Origin of the sequence: Streptomyces recifensis (assembly GCF_002154615.1) — a bacterium.
GTDB classification, from domain to species: Bacteria; Actinomycetota; Actinomycetes; order Streptomycetales; family Streptomycetaceae; genus Streptomyces; species Streptomyces griseoluteus.
The window spans coordinates 1-15,254 of record NZ_MUNH01000325.1 but is presented as its reverse complement, the minus strand read 5'-3'; the positions used below and the strand labels follow the sequence as shown (position 1 = coordinate 15,254).

At 71.7% G+C, this 15,254-nt stretch carries 15 protein-coding genes and 1 pseudogene; 12 read left to right on the top strand and 4 right to left on the bottom strand.

The window, feature by feature from the left end; translation table 11 throughout:
* The 3 genes from CCN33_RS18025 to CCN33_RS18015 all read left to right on the top strand — a co-directional run.
* Positions 1–1,238: sensor histidine kinase (locus CCN33_RS18025; protein WP_086694614.1), on the top strand; the 1,238-nt coding region annotated here is incomplete at its 5' end.
* Between the two features lie 406 nt (positions 1,239–1,644).
* Positions 1,645–1,941: a DUF4193 domain-containing protein gene (locus tag CCN33_RS18020; RefSeq protein WP_005481602.1), complete on the top strand. Its 297-nt coding sequence runs from the start codon at positions 1,645–1,647 to the stop codon at positions 1,939–1,941.
* Positions 1,942–1,954: 13 nt separating this feature from the next.
* Positions 1,955–2,860, top strand: coding sequence for a hypothetical protein (locus CCN33_RS18015; RefSeq protein ID WP_086694613.1), 906 nt, complete (start codon positions 1,955–1,957; stop codon positions 2,858–2,860).
* A gap of 13 nt (positions 2,861–2,873) precedes the next feature.
* On the opposite strand, the gene CCN33_RS18010 is transcribed toward CCN33_RS18015, so the two are convergent.
* Positions 2,874–3,338 (bottom strand): DUF3093 domain-containing protein, encoded by a 465-nt coding sequence (locus CCN33_RS18010; protein WP_086694612.1) that lies wholly within the window; start codon positions 3,336–3,338, stop codon positions 2,874–2,876.
* Positions 3,339–3,428: 90 nt separating this feature from the next.
* Between CCN33_RS18010 and CCN33_RS18005 the strand changes: the two genes are divergently transcribed.
* The 7 genes and pseudogenes from CCN33_RS18005 to CCN33_RS17975 all read left to right on the top strand — a co-directional run bounded on the left by CCN33_RS18005 (position 3,429) and on the right by CCN33_RS17975 (position 10,017).
* Positions 3,429–4,007 carry a PaaI family thioesterase gene (locus CCN33_RS18005; RefSeq protein ID WP_086694611.1) on the top strand — a complete coding sequence of 193 codons (579 nt, stop codon included), beginning with the start codon at positions 3,429–3,431 and terminating at the stop codon, positions 4,005–4,007.
* 8 nt (positions 4,008–4,015) lie between these two features.
* Positions 4,016–4,551 (top strand): annotated as a pseudogene (gene dut / locus CCN33_RS18000) (dUTP diphosphatase).
* Between the two features lies 1 nt (position 4,552).
* Positions 4,553–5,305, top strand: a complete 753-nt coding sequence (locus CCN33_RS17995) for a DUF3710 domain-containing protein (protein WP_086694610.1) — start codon at positions 4,553–4,555, stop codon at positions 5,303–5,305.
* A gap of 193 nt (positions 5,306–5,498) precedes the next feature.
* A complete protein-coding gene (locus CCN33_RS17990) occupies positions 5,499–8,054 on the top strand; it encodes a sensor histidine kinase (protein ID WP_086694609.1) in 2,556 nt (851 codons plus the stop codon).
* On the top strand, positions 8,051–8,737 hold the full coding sequence (locus CCN33_RS17985) for a response regulator (RefSeq protein WP_086694608.1): 687 nt from the start codon (positions 8,051–8,053) through the stop codon (positions 8,735–8,737). The genes CCN33_RS17990 and CCN33_RS17985 overlap by 4 nt, the downstream gene beginning before the upstream one ends.
* 65 nt (positions 8,738–8,802) lie before the next feature.
* Complete coding sequence (locus tag CCN33_RS17980; protein WP_086694607.1) at positions 8,803–9,201, top strand: OB-fold nucleic acid binding domain-containing protein; 399 nt, start codon at positions 8,803–8,805, stop codon at positions 9,199–9,201.
* 3 nt (positions 9,202–9,204) lie between these two features.
* A complete protein-coding gene (locus CCN33_RS17975; RefSeq protein ID WP_086694606.1) occupies positions 9,205–10,017 on the top strand; it encodes a DUF3159 domain-containing protein in 813 nt (270 codons plus the stop codon).
* Between the two features lie 58 nt (positions 10,018–10,075).
* Here the strand turns inward: CCN33_RS17975 and CCN33_RS17970 are convergent, their stop codons facing one another.
* The 3 genes from CCN33_RS17970 to CCN33_RS33550 form a co-directional block, all read right to left on the bottom strand.
* Complete coding sequence (locus tag CCN33_RS17970) at positions 10,076–10,747, bottom strand: potassium channel family protein (RefSeq protein ID WP_086694605.1); 672 nt, start codon at positions 10,745–10,747, stop codon at positions 10,076–10,078.
* Positions 10,747–11,418, bottom strand: a complete 672-nt coding sequence (locus CCN33_RS17965) for a potassium channel family protein (RefSeq protein WP_030803045.1) — start codon at positions 11,416–11,418, stop codon at positions 10,747–10,749. The genes CCN33_RS17970 and CCN33_RS17965 overlap by 1 nt, the downstream gene beginning before the upstream one ends.
* 112 nt (positions 11,419–11,530) lie before the next feature.
* Positions 11,531–11,665, bottom strand: coding sequence for a hypothetical protein (locus CCN33_RS33550; protein WP_267881251.1), 135 nt, complete (start codon positions 11,663–11,665; stop codon positions 11,531–11,533).
* Positions 11,666–11,825: 160 nt separating this feature from the next.
* Between CCN33_RS33550 and CCN33_RS17960 the strand changes: the two genes are divergently transcribed.
* The gene (locus CCN33_RS17960) at positions 11,826–13,874 is read left to right on the top strand and encodes an APC family permease (RefSeq protein WP_086694604.1); all 2,049 of its coding nucleotides are present in this window, start codon (positions 11,826–11,828) and stop codon (positions 13,872–13,874) included.
* 101 nt (positions 13,875–13,975) lie between these two features.
* Positions 13,976–15,254, top strand: a 1,279-nt coding sequence (locus CCN33_RS17955; RefSeq protein WP_086694603.1) for a class I SAM-dependent RNA methyltransferase, incomplete at its 3' end; no start/stop codon positions are given.

Here is a 15,254-nt window from a genome sequence, read left to right as displayed (position 1 = left end):
CCTGGGACCCCCGCCCCCAGCCGCCCTTCCCCTGGCTGCGCCCGACCATCCGGATACGGCTCACCCTGCTGTACGGCGGCATGTTCCTGATCGCCGGCATCCTGCTGCTGTCGATCATCTATCTGCTGGCCGCGCAGGCGATCAGCACCGGCAACCAGCCGCTGTTCAAGATCGTCGGCTACCAGGACCTCCGGGTCTCCAGCGGCAACTGCCCGGCGATCAACAACACCACCAGCCTGTCGCTCCAGGACTTCAACACCGCGATCAGCCAGTGCGTCGACCACCAGCGCCAGGTGGCCCTGGACAACCTGCTCAGCCGCTCGCTGCTGGCCCTGCTGGGCCTCGCGGTGATCGCCTTCGCGTTCGGCTACGCGATGGCCGGCCGGGTGCTCTCCCCGCTCGGCCGGATCACCCGCACCGCCCGCCAGGTGGCCGGGTCGGACCTGTCCCGCCGCATCGAGCTGGACGGCCCGGACGACGAGCTGAAGGAGCTCGCCGACACCTTCGACGACATGCTGGAGCGGCTCCAGCGGGCCTTCACCGCCCAGCAGCGCTTCGTCGGCAACGCCTCCCACGAACTGCGCACCCCCCTGGCGATCAACCGCACCCTGCTGGAGGTCCACCTCTCGGACCCGAACGCCCCGGTGGAGCTCCAGCAGCTCGGCAAGACCCTGCTGGCCACCAACGAGCGCAGTGAGCAACTGGTGGAGGGCCTGCTGCTCCTCGCCCGCAGCGACAACCAGATCGTCGAGCGGGGTCCGGTGGACCTCGCGGAGGTGGCCGGGCAGGCCATCGACCAGGTGCGCGGCGAGGCCGAGGCCCGGAGCGTGGAGATCCGCAGCGAGCTGGCTCCCGCCGTGGTGCGCGGCAACGGCGTGCTGCTGGAGCGCATCGCGCTCAACCTCGTCCAGAACGCGGTGCGCTACAACGTGGCTCCGGACGAGACGCAGCGCGACGGCGAGGCGGCGGAGAGCGGCTGGGTGGAGGTCGGCACGGCGGTCGAGCACGGCCGCGCGGTGCTGACCGTGGCCAACACCGGTCCCGTGGTGCCCGCGTACGAGATCGACAACCTCTTCGAGCCCTTCCGGCGGCTGCGCACGGAGCGTACGGGCAGCGACAAGGGGGTCGGGCTCGGGCTGTCCATCGTGCGGTCCGTGGCACGGGCGCACGGCGGCCACATCGCGGCCGTTCCGCGTGAGGGCGGCGGTCTGGTGATGCGGGTGACGCTGCCGTTGTGACCGTCCTTGTCACAGATCCCGACACTCGCGGAGGATGTTCGCTTCGCGCGGAATTTTCCGAGCACCGAAAGAGGTTTTCCCTGTGTGATCAATCACATGGGCGGTTTTCCGGCCATGCACTGTGTGTGATCATGAAGGGGGCCGGAAAGCCGGGAAAATCCGGGTTTTCAGGGCTCCTGATCACGGGAAGTACACGATGAGGCGCCTTTGAGGTGCGGCATTCGAACCGTGTACGGTCCTCACCGCCATCCAAGCCGATCACTCTCGAGGAACCGGGTTGGGTGTCGATTGAGTAACAGACCTTGATGTGAGGCAAAATCTCCGCCTCAGGTCGGGCACAAGTCCGGCCTCTCACGCGTTACGTGCGCTGAAGACACCGCAGACACCCAGAGGGGGAGAGCGACACATGGCAACCGATTACGACACTCCACGCAAGACCGACGACGACGTCGACTCGGACAGTCTCGAAGAGCTGAAGGCCCGCCGGAACGACAAGTCCACCTCCGCGGTGGACGTCGACGAGTTCGAGGCCGCTGAGGGCCTCGAGCTGCCGGGCGCCGACCTCTCCAACGAGGAGCTGGCCGTCCGCGTGCTGCCCAAGCAGCAGGACGAGTTCACCTGCATGAGCTGCTTCCTGGTCCACCATCGCAGCCAGTTGGCCCGTGAGAAGAACGGCCAGCCGATCTGCCGCGACTGCGACTAGGGACGGGTCGGCCGTGACTGGCTCGACCCCTCCGCGGAAGCGCCGCTTCCACCTTCCGGGAGCGGACAAAGGGCTCTTCAAGGGCCCGCACGGCACACGTGACGAAGACGAGCGGGGCCCCGCCGGACCGGGGGCCTCGCTCGAACCGGCGTTTGAAACCGACGCGGCCAGGACGGGGGAGTCCCCCGGCCGCGCGGCGGCGATGCGCGCCCGCGCCCGCCTGCTGGCCCGCGAAGGCGCCCGCAGGGGCGGCACGCACGCCCGCGCGGGCCTGGCCTACGTCGCCGACCGGATCATCGACTTGGCCCCACGCGTCCCCGTACGCGACCTGGCGACCCTGCGCCGGCAGTTCCCGGGCCTCGGGCCCGAGCAGCTCGCCGACAAGCTGGTGGCCGGAGCGGCCGCCGGCACCTCCACGGTCGGCGCCGGGATCGGCGCCGCCGCCATGCTCCCCGTACCGCCCGCCATGCCCACCGAGCTGGCCGCCGAGATCACCGGGGTCGCCGCGATCGAGCTGAAGCTCATCGCCGAACTCCACGAGGTCTACGGCCTGCGCCCGCCGGGCGGCCTCCGGGTCCGCAGCATCGCGTATCTGTCCTCCTGGTCGGGGGAGCGCGGCATCGACGTCATGAAACCGGCGTCCATCGACGCCGCCCTCAGCGGCCGGATGAAGCGCGAACTGCGCCAGCGGGTCATGAAGCGCATGGTCCGCAACCTGCCCAACCTCATGCCGTTCATGGTCGGCGCCGCCGTCGGCGCGGTCATGAACCGCCGGGACACCCGGATGCTCGCCGCGCGCGTGCGGGCCGACCTGCGCAAGAGCCAGGTCCCCTGGGACAGGCTGGCCGACCTGCCGCCGCTGGAGGAGCCGGAGGACCCGCTGAGGATCACCGGGTACCCGGAGGGCACCGGCAGCTGACGGCCCGCGAGGCTCAGGCGGCCGGGGCCTTCGCGCCCGCGATCGCCGCGGCCAGCTTCTCCGGCTCCCGCGTCGACAGGTACAGGTACGGCGTCGGGTCCTCGGGGTCGGTCACCTCGACCCGCAGCGCCGTCGGGATGTAGGCCCGCAGCAGCAGGAACGCGCGGACGTCGGCCTTGTAGGTGCGCCAGGCGCGGGCCTCCTCCGCGTCCAGCACCTCGGCCGCGCCGAGGGCCGACACCGGAATCCGCGCATCGCCCGCGATCAGCGCGTCGCCCACCACGCGGATACGCGGGGAGCCGTACGCGCTGGCCATCACCGCCGCGACGGCCGTGCCGCCGACCAGGCCGCCGAGCAGCGGCAGGGTGCCGAAGGGCAGCAGGATCAGGGCGAAGGAGAGGCCCACGAGCACGCTGATCAGCCACCACGAGCGCGGGGCGGTCAGGCGTTCTTCGTAGGGGGCGGCGGAGGGCTGCATGAGCCAAGCTTGGCACGGTGGACGGACATCCCGGACGCCGGGGCGGCGGCGTGGTGGCGGCCACAGGGCGGAGCGGTAAGGTCTGCGCCTGTGAGTTCAGCCAGTCTCCAGCCCCCCGCCGACGCGCAGCCCCCCGTCCGGCACCCCGACGCTCCCGCGCCCGGTGAGCCGCTCGGTGCCCACTACGAACACTGTTTCGGCTGCGGTCCCGGCCAGCCGCACGGGCTGCACCTGGAGGCACGCGCGGGCGACGGCGTCTCGCTGACCGCCGAGTTCACCGTCCAGCCCGCCCACCAGGGCGCCCCCGGCCTCGCGCACGGCGGGGTGCTGGCCACCGCCCTGGACGAGACCCTCGGCTCGCTGAACTGGCTGCTGCGCACCATCGCCGTCACCGGACGGCTGGAGACCGACTTCGTGGCTCCGGTGCCCGTCGGCACCGTGCTGCATCTTCAGGCCGAGGTCACCGCGGTCGCCGGACGCAAGATCTACTCCCGCGCGACCGGCCGCATAGGAGGTCCCCAGGGCCCCGTCGCCGTCCGCGCGGAGGCGCTGTTCATCGAGGTGAAGGTCGACCACTTCACCGAACACGGCCGCGAGCAGGAGATCCGGGCCGCCATGAGCGACCCGGACCAGATCCGGCGCTCCCGCGCCTTCGAGGTGAACCCGTGAGCGCCGCGCTGGACGTCCGGCTCCGCCGCATCGACCCCGACGTACCGCTTCCGGCGTACGAGCACCCCGGTGACGCCGGGGCCGATCTGCGCACCACCGAGGCATGCGAGCTGAAGCCCGGTGAGCGGGCCGTGCTGCCCACGGGTGTGGCCATCGCACTGCCCGAGGGGTACGCGGCCTTCGTGCACCCCCGCTCGGGGCTGGCGGCCCGCTGCGGAGTGGCGCTCGTGAACGCCCCAGGGACGGTTGATGCCGGGTACCGTGGAGAGATCAAGGTGATCGTGGTGAATCTCGATCCGCGCGACAGTGTGCGGTTCGAGCGCTTCGACCGGATTGCCCAACTGGTCGTCCAGCAGGTCGAGAGGGTCCGCTTCCAGGAGGTCGCGGAACTTCCCGGTTCGGTGAGGGCCGAGGGGGGCTTCGGGTCCACCGGAGGCCACGCCTCGGTGGACGGCTAGCGCGGCACGACGGTCCGGCCGCCGCAGGTGGCCGGGCGGGTGGGAATCGATACGCTTCGGTCGTATCCGACCGGGAAGGACAGTGACGTGTTCGGACGTCGCAACAAGAAGGGTGCCGCCGAGGACGCGGCCGGCGAGGCCGAGCAGGTCGTCGACAGCGTCGACACCGAGGCGGAAGAGCAGACGCGGGTACGGCTCGAGCCCGAGCCGCGCCCCGACGGACCCTGGGACTCCACCGAGGTGCGCGACCCGGCCGAGGGCCGCGTCGACCTGGGCGGTCTGTTCGTACCCGGGGTCGACGGCATGGAACTGCGGGTCGAGGTCGCCGGTGACGCGATCGTCGCCGCGACCGTCGTACTGCGCGACAGCGCCGTCCAGCTCCAGGCGTTCGCCGCCCCCAAGCGCGAGGGCATCTGGGGCGAGGTCCGCGAGGAGATCGCGAGCGGCATCACCCAGCAGGGCGGCATCGTCGACGAGGTCGAGGGCCCCCTCGGCTGGGAGCTGCGGGCCCAGGTGCCGGTGCAGCTCCCCGACGGCACCGGTGGCTTCCAGGTCGTGCGGTTCATCGGCGTGGACGGCCCGCGCTGGTTCCTGCGCGGCGTGATCTCCGGCCAGGGCGCGGTGCAGCCGCAGGCGGCCGGGCTGCTGGAGCAGATCTTCCGGGACACGGTCGTGGTGCGCGGCGAGGGCCCGATGGCGCCCCGCGACCCGATCGTCCTCAAGCTGCCCAACGACGCCCAGATGGTCCCCGAGGGCGTCCAGCAGCAGGAGGAGGGCTCCCGCTTCTCCGGCGGCATGGGCCAGCTCCAGCGCGGCCCTGAGATCACCGAGGTCCGCTGACCCGGAGACACGGCAGGCCGGGACCGAGACAGCAGAAGGGCCGTACCCCCGGGGGTGCGGCCCTTCGTGCGCGCCCGACGCGTCAGGGTTGCGTCAAAGCGTCCCGTCGCGCGGCCCCCCGCCCGCTTTGTCCGCACCGCCCGCCGTAAGGTCGACGCGGCGTAGGCGGCAGTCACCGGAAGACAATGGGGCCATGGCACGCGGCAAGCTTCGGATCTACCTCGGCGCGGCACCGGGCGTGGGCAAGACCTACGCCATGCTCGCCGAGGCCCACCGCCGCCTGGAGCGGGGCACCGACTGCGTGGTGGCGTACGTCGAGCACCACGGGCGCCCCCGTACCGAGACGCTGCTGCACGGCCTGGAGCAGGTGCCGCGCCGCCGGCTGGAGCACCGGGGCGTCTCCTTCGAGGAGATGGACGTCGACGCCGTACTGCGCCGCGCGCCCGCCGTCGCTCTGGTGGACGAACTCGCGCACACCAACGTGCCCGGCTCCCGCAACACCAAGCGCTGGCAGGACGTGGAGGAACTCCTCGCCGCCGGGACCGACGTCGTCTCCACCGTCAACATCCAGCACCTGGAGTCCCTCGGCGACGTGGTCGAGTCGATCACCGGAGTCCGCCAGCGCGAGACGGTGCCCGACGAGGTGGTCCGCAGGGCCGACCAGATCGAGCTGGTCGACATGTCCCCGCAGGCGCTGCGCCGCCGCATGGCGCACGGCAACGTCTACCAGCCCGACAAGGTCGACGCGGCCCTGTCCAACTACTTCCGGCCCGGCAACCTGACCGCCCTGCGCGAACTGGCCCTGCTGTGGGTGGCCGACCGGGTCGACGAGCATCTGAACGCCTACCGCAGCGAGCACCGGGTCTCCCGGATCTGGGGCTCCCGCGAGCGCATCGTGGTCGGCCTGACCGGCGGACCCGAGGGGCGCACCCTGATCCGTCGTGCCGCCCGGCTCGCCGAGAAGGGCGCCGGCGGCGAGGTGCTGGCCGTCTACATAGCCCGCAGCGACGGCCTCACCGCCGCCTCCCCGAAGGAACTCGCCCTCCAGCGCACCCTGGTGGAGGACCTCGGCGGCACCTTCCACCACGTGGTCGGCGACGACATACCCGCCGCCCTGCTGGCCTTCGCGCGCGGCGTCAACGCCACCCAGATCGTGCTCGGCTCCTCCCGCCGCAAGGCGTGGCAGTACGTCTTCGGACCCGGGGTCGGCGCCACCGTCGCACGGGAGTCCGGACCCGACCTCGACGTGCACATCGTCACCCACGAGGAGGTCGCCAAGGGCCGCGGACTGCCCGTCGCACGCGGCTCGCGGCTCGGCCGGGGCCGGGTCGTCGCGGGCTGGGCGACCGCGCTGGCGGGCCCGGCGCTGCTGGCGCTGCTGCTCAACGCCGTCGACCTCGGCCTCGCCAACGACATGCTGCTGTTCCTGGCCGTCACGGTCGCCGCAGCCCTGGTCGGCGGACTGCTGCCCGCGCTCGCCTCGGCCGCGCTGGGCTCCCTGCTGCTGAACTTCTTCTACACCCCGCCCCTGCACCGGCTGACCGTCTCCGACCCGCGGAACATCGTCGCCATCGCGATCTTCTTCGGCGTCGGCATGGCGGTCGCCTCCGTGGTCGACCTCGCCGCCCGCCGCACCCACCAGGCGTCCCGGCTGCGCGCCGAGTCGGAGATCCTCTCCTTCCTCGCCGGCAACGTCCTGCGCGGCGAGACGAGCCTGGAGGCGCTGCTGGAGCGGGTCCGGGAGACCTTCGCCATGGAGTCCGCCGCCCTGCTGGAACGGGCGGGCGACCTGGAGCCCTGGACCTGCGCGGGCCGCGCCGGACTCGGGCCTCCGCTGGAGCGGCCCGAGGACGCCGACGTGGACATGCCGGTCGGCGACCACATGGCGCTCGCCCTCACCGGCCGGGTGCTGCCCGCCGAGGACCGCCGGGTCCTGGCCGCCTTCGCCGCGCAGGCCGCCGTCGTGCTCGACCGGCGCCGTCTGAAGGCCGAGGCCGACCGGGCGGGTGCGCTCGCCGAGGGCAACCGCATCCGCACCGCCCTGCTCGCCGCCGTCAGCCACGACCTGCGCACCCCGCTCGCCGGGATCAAGGCCGCCGTCTCCTCCCTGCGCTCGGACGACGTGGCGTGGTCCGAGGAGGACCGGGCCGAACTGCTGGAGGGCATCGAGGAGGGGGCCGACCGGCTCGACCACCTGGTGGGCAACCTGCTCGACATGTCCCGCCTCCAGACCGGCACCGTCACCCCGCTGATCCGCGAGATCGACGTGGACGAGGTGGTGCCCATGGCGCTGGTCGGCGTGCCCGAGGACAGCGTCGGCCTGGACGTGCCCGAGACGCTGCCCATGGTCGCCGTCGACCCCGGCCTGCTGGAGCGCTCGGTCGCCAACCTGGTGGAGAACGCCGTCAAGTACAGCCCGCCCGGCCGGCGCGTCACCGTCTCCGCCAGCGCCCTGGTCGACCGGGTCGAGGTGCGGGTCGTGGACCGGGGGCCCGGTGTGCCGGACGAGGCGAAGGACCGTATCTTCGAGCCGTTCCAGCGGTACGGCGACGCCCCGCGCGGCGCCGGGGTGGGACTCGGCCTCGCGGTGGCCCGCGGCTTCGCCGAGGCCATGGACGGCACCCTCACCGCCGAGGACACCCCCGGCGGCGGACTCACCATGGTGCTCAGCCTCCGCGCCGCCCGGCCCGGCCCCGAGCCGTCGCGCGCCGGGGAGGACACCGCAGAACAGGAAAGGCAGCCGCAATGACCAGGGTGCTGGTGGTCGACGACGAACCGCAGATCGTGCGGGCCCTCGTGATCAACCTCAAGGCGCGCTCGTACGACGTCGACTCGGCCCCCGACGGCCGCACCGCGCTCCAGCTCGCCGCCTCCCGCCACCCCGACGTGATCGTCCTGGACCTCGGCCTGCCCGACATGGACGGCGTCGAGGTGATCCGGGGCCTGCGCGGCTGGACGCGGGTGCCCATCCTGGTGCTGTCCGCCCGCCACTCCTCCGACGAGAAGGTCGAGGCGCTGGACGCGGGCGCCGACGACTACGTCACCAAGCCCTTCGGCATGGACGAACTGCTGGCCCGGCTGCGGGCCGCCGTGCGCCGGGCCGAGCCGGTCGGGCCGGGCGAGGACGAGGTGACCACCGTGGAGACGGCGGGCTTCACCGTCGACCTGGCCGCCAAGAAGGTCGACCGGGGCGGCAAGGACGTGCGGCTCACCCCGACCGAGTGGCATCTGCTGGAGGTGCTGGTCCGCAACACCGGCCGGCTGGTCGGCCAGAAGCAGCTGCTGCGGGAGGTCTGGGGGCCCTCCTACGGCACCGAGACCAACTATCTGCGGGTCTACATGGCCCAGCTCCGCCGCAAGCTGGAGGCCGACCCGGCCCACCCCCGGCACTTCATCACCGAACCCGGCATGGGCTACCGCTTCGAGAACTGAACCGGTGTCCGGGACGGGGCCCTCTGGAGTACGGCCTCGGGGGCACACCCCGGTACGCTTCAGATATGAGTGGCGTTCCTCGATCCGAAAAGTCGGCAGGCCGGTTCCGCCGCATGCTGGACCGGCTCTCCACCTCCCAGGAGGACCTGGAGTCGGAGGAGCTGCGGGAGGACAGCGAGACCGCGGGCTGCACCCGGATCGGCGACTGCCACGACCGGCAGATCGTCACCGTAACTGGTACCTTGCGCACGGTCACCCTGCGACCGCGGGCGGGAGTCCCGGCGCTGGAGGCGGAGTTGTTCGACGGCACCGCCGCGCTGGACGTGGTGTGGCTCGGCAGGCGCTCCATCACGGGCATAGAACCGGGACGCAAGCTGATCGCATCGGGCCGGATCTCGATGAGCCGGGGCCGCCGCGTGCTGTTCAACCCGAAATACGAACTGCGACCCCTCGGACGGGAGTAGCCGGTGACGTCCCTCGACAAGCCGACCCAAGACGCCGGACAGAGCCCGCCGGGCGGCGGCCGCGAGGACGACGGCCAGGCCCACGACTCCCGGGCGGTCACCGAGGCCGCGCTGTTCGAGGCGTTCGGCGGCATCCGCGGCATGGTCGAGACGGTGCTGCCCGGCCTGATCTTCGTCACGATCTTCACGCTCAACAAGGACCTGCACCTCTCCGCGATCGCCGCCCTGGCGGTCTCGGTGGTCATGCTGGTGGTCCGGCTGCTGCGCAAGGACACCGTCAAGCACGCCTTCAGCGGTGTCTTCGGGGTCGCCTTCGGTGTCCTGTTCGCCATGTTCACGGGCAACGCCAAGGACTTCTACCTGCCCGGCATGCTCTACACCCTGGGCCTGGCGCTGGCGTACATCGTCACCACCCTCGCCGGGGTGCCGCTGATCGGGCTGATGCTGGGGCCGGTGTTCAAGGAGAACCTCTCCTGGCGCACCCGCAACCCCGGCCGCAAGAAGGCGTACACCAAGGCCAGTTGGGCCTGGGGCCTGATCCTGCTCGCCAAGTGCGCGATCCTCTTCCCGCTCTACTGGTGGGCCGACACCACCCAGCTCGGCTGGGTCCTGGTCATCCTGAAGATCCCGCCCTTCCTGCTGGCGGTCTGGCTCACCTGGGTCTTCCTCGCCAAGGCGCCGCCGCCGATCGACGTGTTCGCCGAGATGGAGGCCGCCGAGAAGGCCGAGGAGGCCGAGAAGGCGGCGCAGGCCGAGCGTGAGGGCGCCGCCGCGGAGAACGGCGAGCCCGCGGCGGGACGGCACCGCAGAGGCTGAGCGCACATGAGGAGAGCGCCCCCGGAGAGATCCGGGGGCGCCCTCCTCACATGCGGCCTCAGACGTTGTCGCGGCGGACCGACAGCAGGTCCTCCAGCTGCTCCTCGCGGGCCTGCGCGGCCACGAAGAGGAGTTCGTCGCCCGCCTCCAGGGAGTCCTCCTTGGACGGCGTCAGCACGCGGGTGCCGCGGATGATGGTGACGAGGCTGGTGTCCTCGGGCCACTCCACGTCCCCGACCTGGGTGCCGGCCAGCGCCGACTCCTCCGGCAGGGTCAGCTCCACCAGGTTGGCGTCGCCGTGGCTGAAGCGCAGGAGCCGGACCAGGTCGCCGACGCTCACCGCCTCCTCGACCAGGGCGGACATCAGACGCGGGGTGGAGACGGCCACGTCCACGCCCCAGGACTCGTTGAAGAGCCACTCGTTCTTGGGGTTGTTCACCCGGGCGACGACGCGCGGGACGCCGTACTCCGTCTTGGCGAGCAGCGAGACGACCAGGTTGACCTTGTCGTCGCCGGTCGCGGCGATCACGACGTTGCAGCGCTGGAGCGCGGCCTCGTCCAGGGCCGTGATCTCACAGGCGTCGGCCAGCAGCCACTCCGCCTGCGGTACCCGCTCCACCGAGATGGCGGTCGGCGCCTTGTCGATCAGCAGGACCTCGTGGCCGTTCTCCAGCAGTTCCGCCGCGATCGAGCGGCCGACCGCCCCGGCTCCGGCAATGGCGACCCTCATCAGTGACCGCCCTCCTCTTCGGGACCGTCGGCGAACGCGGCCTCGACCTTCTGGACCTCGTCCGTCCGCATCATCACGTGCACCAGGTCGCCCTCCTGGAGGACCGTCTGCGAGGTGGGCAGCACGGCCTCGCCCAGCCGGGTCAGGAACGCCACGCGGACGCCCGTCTCCTCCTGGAGCTTGCTGATCTTGTGGCCGACCCACTTCGCGGAGGCGTGCACCTCGGCGAGCTGGACCCCGCCGGTGGGATCGCGCCACAGCGGCTCCGCGCCCGAGGGCAGCAGCCGGCGCAGCATCTGGTCGGCGGTCCAGCGGACCGTGGCGACGGTCGGGATGCCCAGACGCTGGTACACCTCGGCACGGCGCGGGTCGTAGATCCGGGCGGCCACGTTCTCCACGCCGAACATCTCACGGGCCACCCGGGCGGAGATGATGTTGGAGTTGTCACCGCTGGAGACGGCGGCGAAGGCGCCCGCCTCCTCGATGCCCGCCTCGCGGAGGGTGTCCTGGTCGAAGCCGACACCGGTGACCCGGCGGCCGCCGAATCCCGGCCCCAGCCTGCGGAAGGCGGTGGGGTCCCGGTCGATCACGGCGACCGTGTGTCCCTGTTGCTCCAGGGTCTGGGCGAGAGCGGAACCCACTCTGCCGCAGCCCATGATGACGATGTGCACGACCGTCCTTCCGGTGTCCAAAAGTTGCTGCTCGGCATCAGGGTCTCAGACCGGGGCCCAAAGCTGCACACGCGTGCACGTCCTGGCCGCCGTCAACCCGCCGTGACGGCGTTCATCTGCGCTGTTCGGTGACCGCGGTCACCCCCGGCGCCCGGCGCCGAGTGATGCTGCGCACGCTGCACCCGGTGAGGACGGCGAGACCGGCCAGGGCGAGCACGGCTCCGAGCAGCTCAGCGGCGGCGGGCATGGGACCTCCGAAGTGCGACGACGGGCCGGAGCAGTCATCTAGGCACGGGGGCGCGCGCACCCGGCACACCCCACTTCCGGGCGCCCCCGATTTCACTCGTGAGGCAGAACGTGCCCACCGGTTGCGCGCCCGCCTGTTCGAAGCCTTACGATCCTCTCTCGTGTCCAAACTGACCGACGTGCCCAAACGGATTCTGATCGGGCGCGCACTGCGCAGTGATCGGCTGGGCGAGACGCTTCTGCCGAAGCGCATCGCCCTCCCCGTCTTCGCCTCCGACCCGCTGTCCTCCGTCGCCTACGCGCCGGGGGAGGTTCTGCTGGTCCTGTCCATCGCGGGCGTGTCGGCGTATCACTTCAGCCCCTGGATCGCCGTCGCGGTCGTCGTGCTCATGTTCACGGTGGTCGCCTCCTACCGGCAGAACGTGCACGCCTACCCCAGCGGTGGCGGTGACTACGAGGTCGCGACCACCAACCTCGGTCCCCGCGCCGGGCTGACCGTCGCCAGCGCCCTGCTGGTCGACTACGTCCTCACCGTGGCCGTGTCCATCGCCTCCGGCATCGAGAACCTCGGCTCGGCCGTCCCCTTCGTGGTCCAGCACAAGGTGCTGTGCGCCTGTGCCGTGATCGTCCTGCTGACGCTGATGAACCTGCGCGGGGTGAAGGAGTCGGGCAAGCTCTTCGCCATCCCCACCTATGTGTTCGTCGGCGGCGTCTTCATCATGATCGCGTGGGGCGCCTTCCGCGGGCTCGTCCTCGGCGACACGATGCGCGCGCCCACGGCCGGCTTCCACATCCGGGCCGAGCACCAGGGCCTCGCGGGCTTCGCGCTGGTCTTCCTGCTGCTGCGGGCCTTCTCCTCCGGCTGTGCCGCGCTCACCGGCGTGGAGGCCATCTCCAACGGCGTCCCCGCCTTCCGCAAGCCCAAGTCGAAGAACGCGGCGACCACGCTCGCCATGATGGGCCTGCTGGCCGTCACCATGTTCTGCGGCATCATCGCGCTCGCCATGACCACCAAGGTCCGCATGGCGGAGTACCCGGCGACCGACCTGCTGCGCAACGGCGTGCCCATCGGCTCCGGCTACGTGCAGAACCCGGTGATCTCCCAGGTCGCCGAGGCGGTGTTCGGCAAGGGCAGCTTCCTGTTCATCGTCCTCGCCGCCGCGACCGCGCTGGTCCTCTTCCTCGCGGCGAACACGGCCTACAACGGCTTCCCGCTGCTCGGCTCGATCCTGGCGCAGGACCGCTATCTGCCCCGCCAGCTGCACACCCGCGGCGACCGTCTGGCGTTCTCCAACGGCATCGTGCTGCTCTCCGGCACGGCGATGCTGCTGGTGGTGATCTACGGCGCCGACTCGACGCGGCTGATCCAGCTCTACATCGTCGGTGTGTTCGTTTCCTTCACGCTCAGCCAGACCGGCATGGTCCGGCACTGGAACCGGCACCTCGCCGCCGAGAAGGACCCGCTCAAGCGCCGGCACATGGTCCGTTCCCGCGCGATCAACGCCTTCGGCGCCTTCTTCACCGGCCTGGTGCTGGTCGTCGTGCTGGTCACCAAGTTCACCCACGGTGCCTGGGTCGCCCTGCTGGGCATGTGCATCTTCTACGTGACGATGACCGCGATCCGTAAGCACTACGACCGGGTCGCGGACGAGATCGCCGCCGTGGACGGCCCCACCGACGACAGCGTGCGCCCCTCGCGGGTGCACTCCCTGGTGCTGGTCTCCAAGATCCACCGCCCCACGCTGCGTGCCCTGGCCTATGCCAAGCTGATGCGCTCCGACACCCTGGAGGCGCTCACCGTCAACGTCGACCCGGCGGAGACCAAGGCGCTGCGCGAGGAGTGGGAGCGGCGCGGGATCGCCGTACCGCTGAAGGTGCTGGACTCGCCGTACCGCGAGATCACGCGGCCGATCATCGAGTACGTCAAGAACCTCCGCAAGGAGTCCCCGCGCGACGCGGTGTCGGTGATCATCCCGGAGTACGTGGTGGGCCACTGGTACGAGCATCTGCTGCACAACCAGAGCGCGCTGCGGCTCAAGGGCCGGCTGCTGTTCACGCCCGGCGTGATGGTGACCTCCGTGCCCTACCAGCTCGAGTCCTCCCAGGTGGCCCGCGACCGGGCCCGCCGCAGGCAGGAGTGGAGCGCGCCGGGCGCGGTGCGCCGGGGCCCGGCCGAGCGGCCGAAGGACGGGGCCGGGACCAAGGAGTGACCGTGGGGGTCACCGGGACCCCGTAGACTGGTCGGCTGTTGTCCGCGCGGGCCCTTGTCCGTCCGCCGCCCCTCCCTCCCCGATCTTGGAGTCACCCCACCATGCAGGCAGAACAGAAGAAGTCTCTGGTGGGCGAGGAGTACGAGGTCGAGGTCGGCCCGGTCGCCCACGGCGGTCACTGCATCGCCCGTACCACCGAGGGCCAGGTGCTGTTCGTCCGGCACACGCTGCCGGGGGAGCGGGTCGTGGCGCGGGTGACCGAGGGCGAGGAGGGCGCGCGCTTCCTGCGGGCCGACGCGGTGGAGATCCTGGACGCGTCCAAGGACCGCGTCGAGGCGCCGTGCCCGTTCGCCGGCCCCGGCAAGTGCGGCGGCTGCGACTGGCAGCACGCGAAGCCGGGCGCGCAGCGGCGCCTGAAGGGCGAGGTGATCGCGGAGCAGCTCCAGCGGCTCGCGGGCCTCACCCCGGAGGAGGCCGGCTGGGACGGCACGGTCATGCCGGCCGAGGGCGACAAGCTGCCCCCCGGCCAGGTGCCGCAGTGGCGCACCCGCATGCAGTACGCGGTCGACGCGGACGGCAACGCCGGCCTGCGCCGCCACCGTTCGCACGAGGTCGAGCCCATCGACCACTGCATGATCGCCGCACCCGGTGTCAGCGAACTCGGCATCGAGGACCGGGACTGGGCGGGCATGGCCTCCGTCGACGCGATCGCCGCGACGGGGTCGCAGGACCGCATGGTCATCCTGGAGCCCCGCCCCGGTGCCAGGCTGCCGCTCGTCGAGCTGGACCGGCCCGCCTCCGTGATGCGCGTCGACGAGAAGGACAGCGGCGTCCACCGGGTCCACGGCCGCGCGTTCGTCCGCGAGCGCGCCGACGGCCGCACGTACCGCGTCGGCAGCGGCGGCTTCTGGCAGGTCCACCCGAAGGCGGCGGACACCCTGGTGACGGCCGTCATGCAGGGCCTCCTGCCCCGCAAGGGCGAGATGGCGCTGGACCTCTACTGCGGCGCCGGCCTCTTCGCCGGCGCCCTCGCCGACCGCCTCGGCGAGACCGGCGCGGTCCTCGGCATCGAGTCCGGCAAGCGGGCGGTGGAGGACGCGCGGCACAACCTCGCGGGCTTCCCCCGGGTGCGGATCGAGCAGGGCAAGGTCGAGTCCGTCCTGCCCCGGACGGGGATCACGGAGGTCGACCTCGTCGTCCTGGACCCGCCTCGAGCGGGGGCCGGTCGCAAGACGGTGCAGCACCTGGTCGGTCTCGGCGCTCGCCGGATCGCCTATGTGGCGTGCGACCCGGCCGCGCTGGCCCGGGATCTGGGGTACTTCCGGGAGGGCGGGTACCGGGTGCGGACGCTGCCGGCGTTCGATCTGTTCCCGATGACGC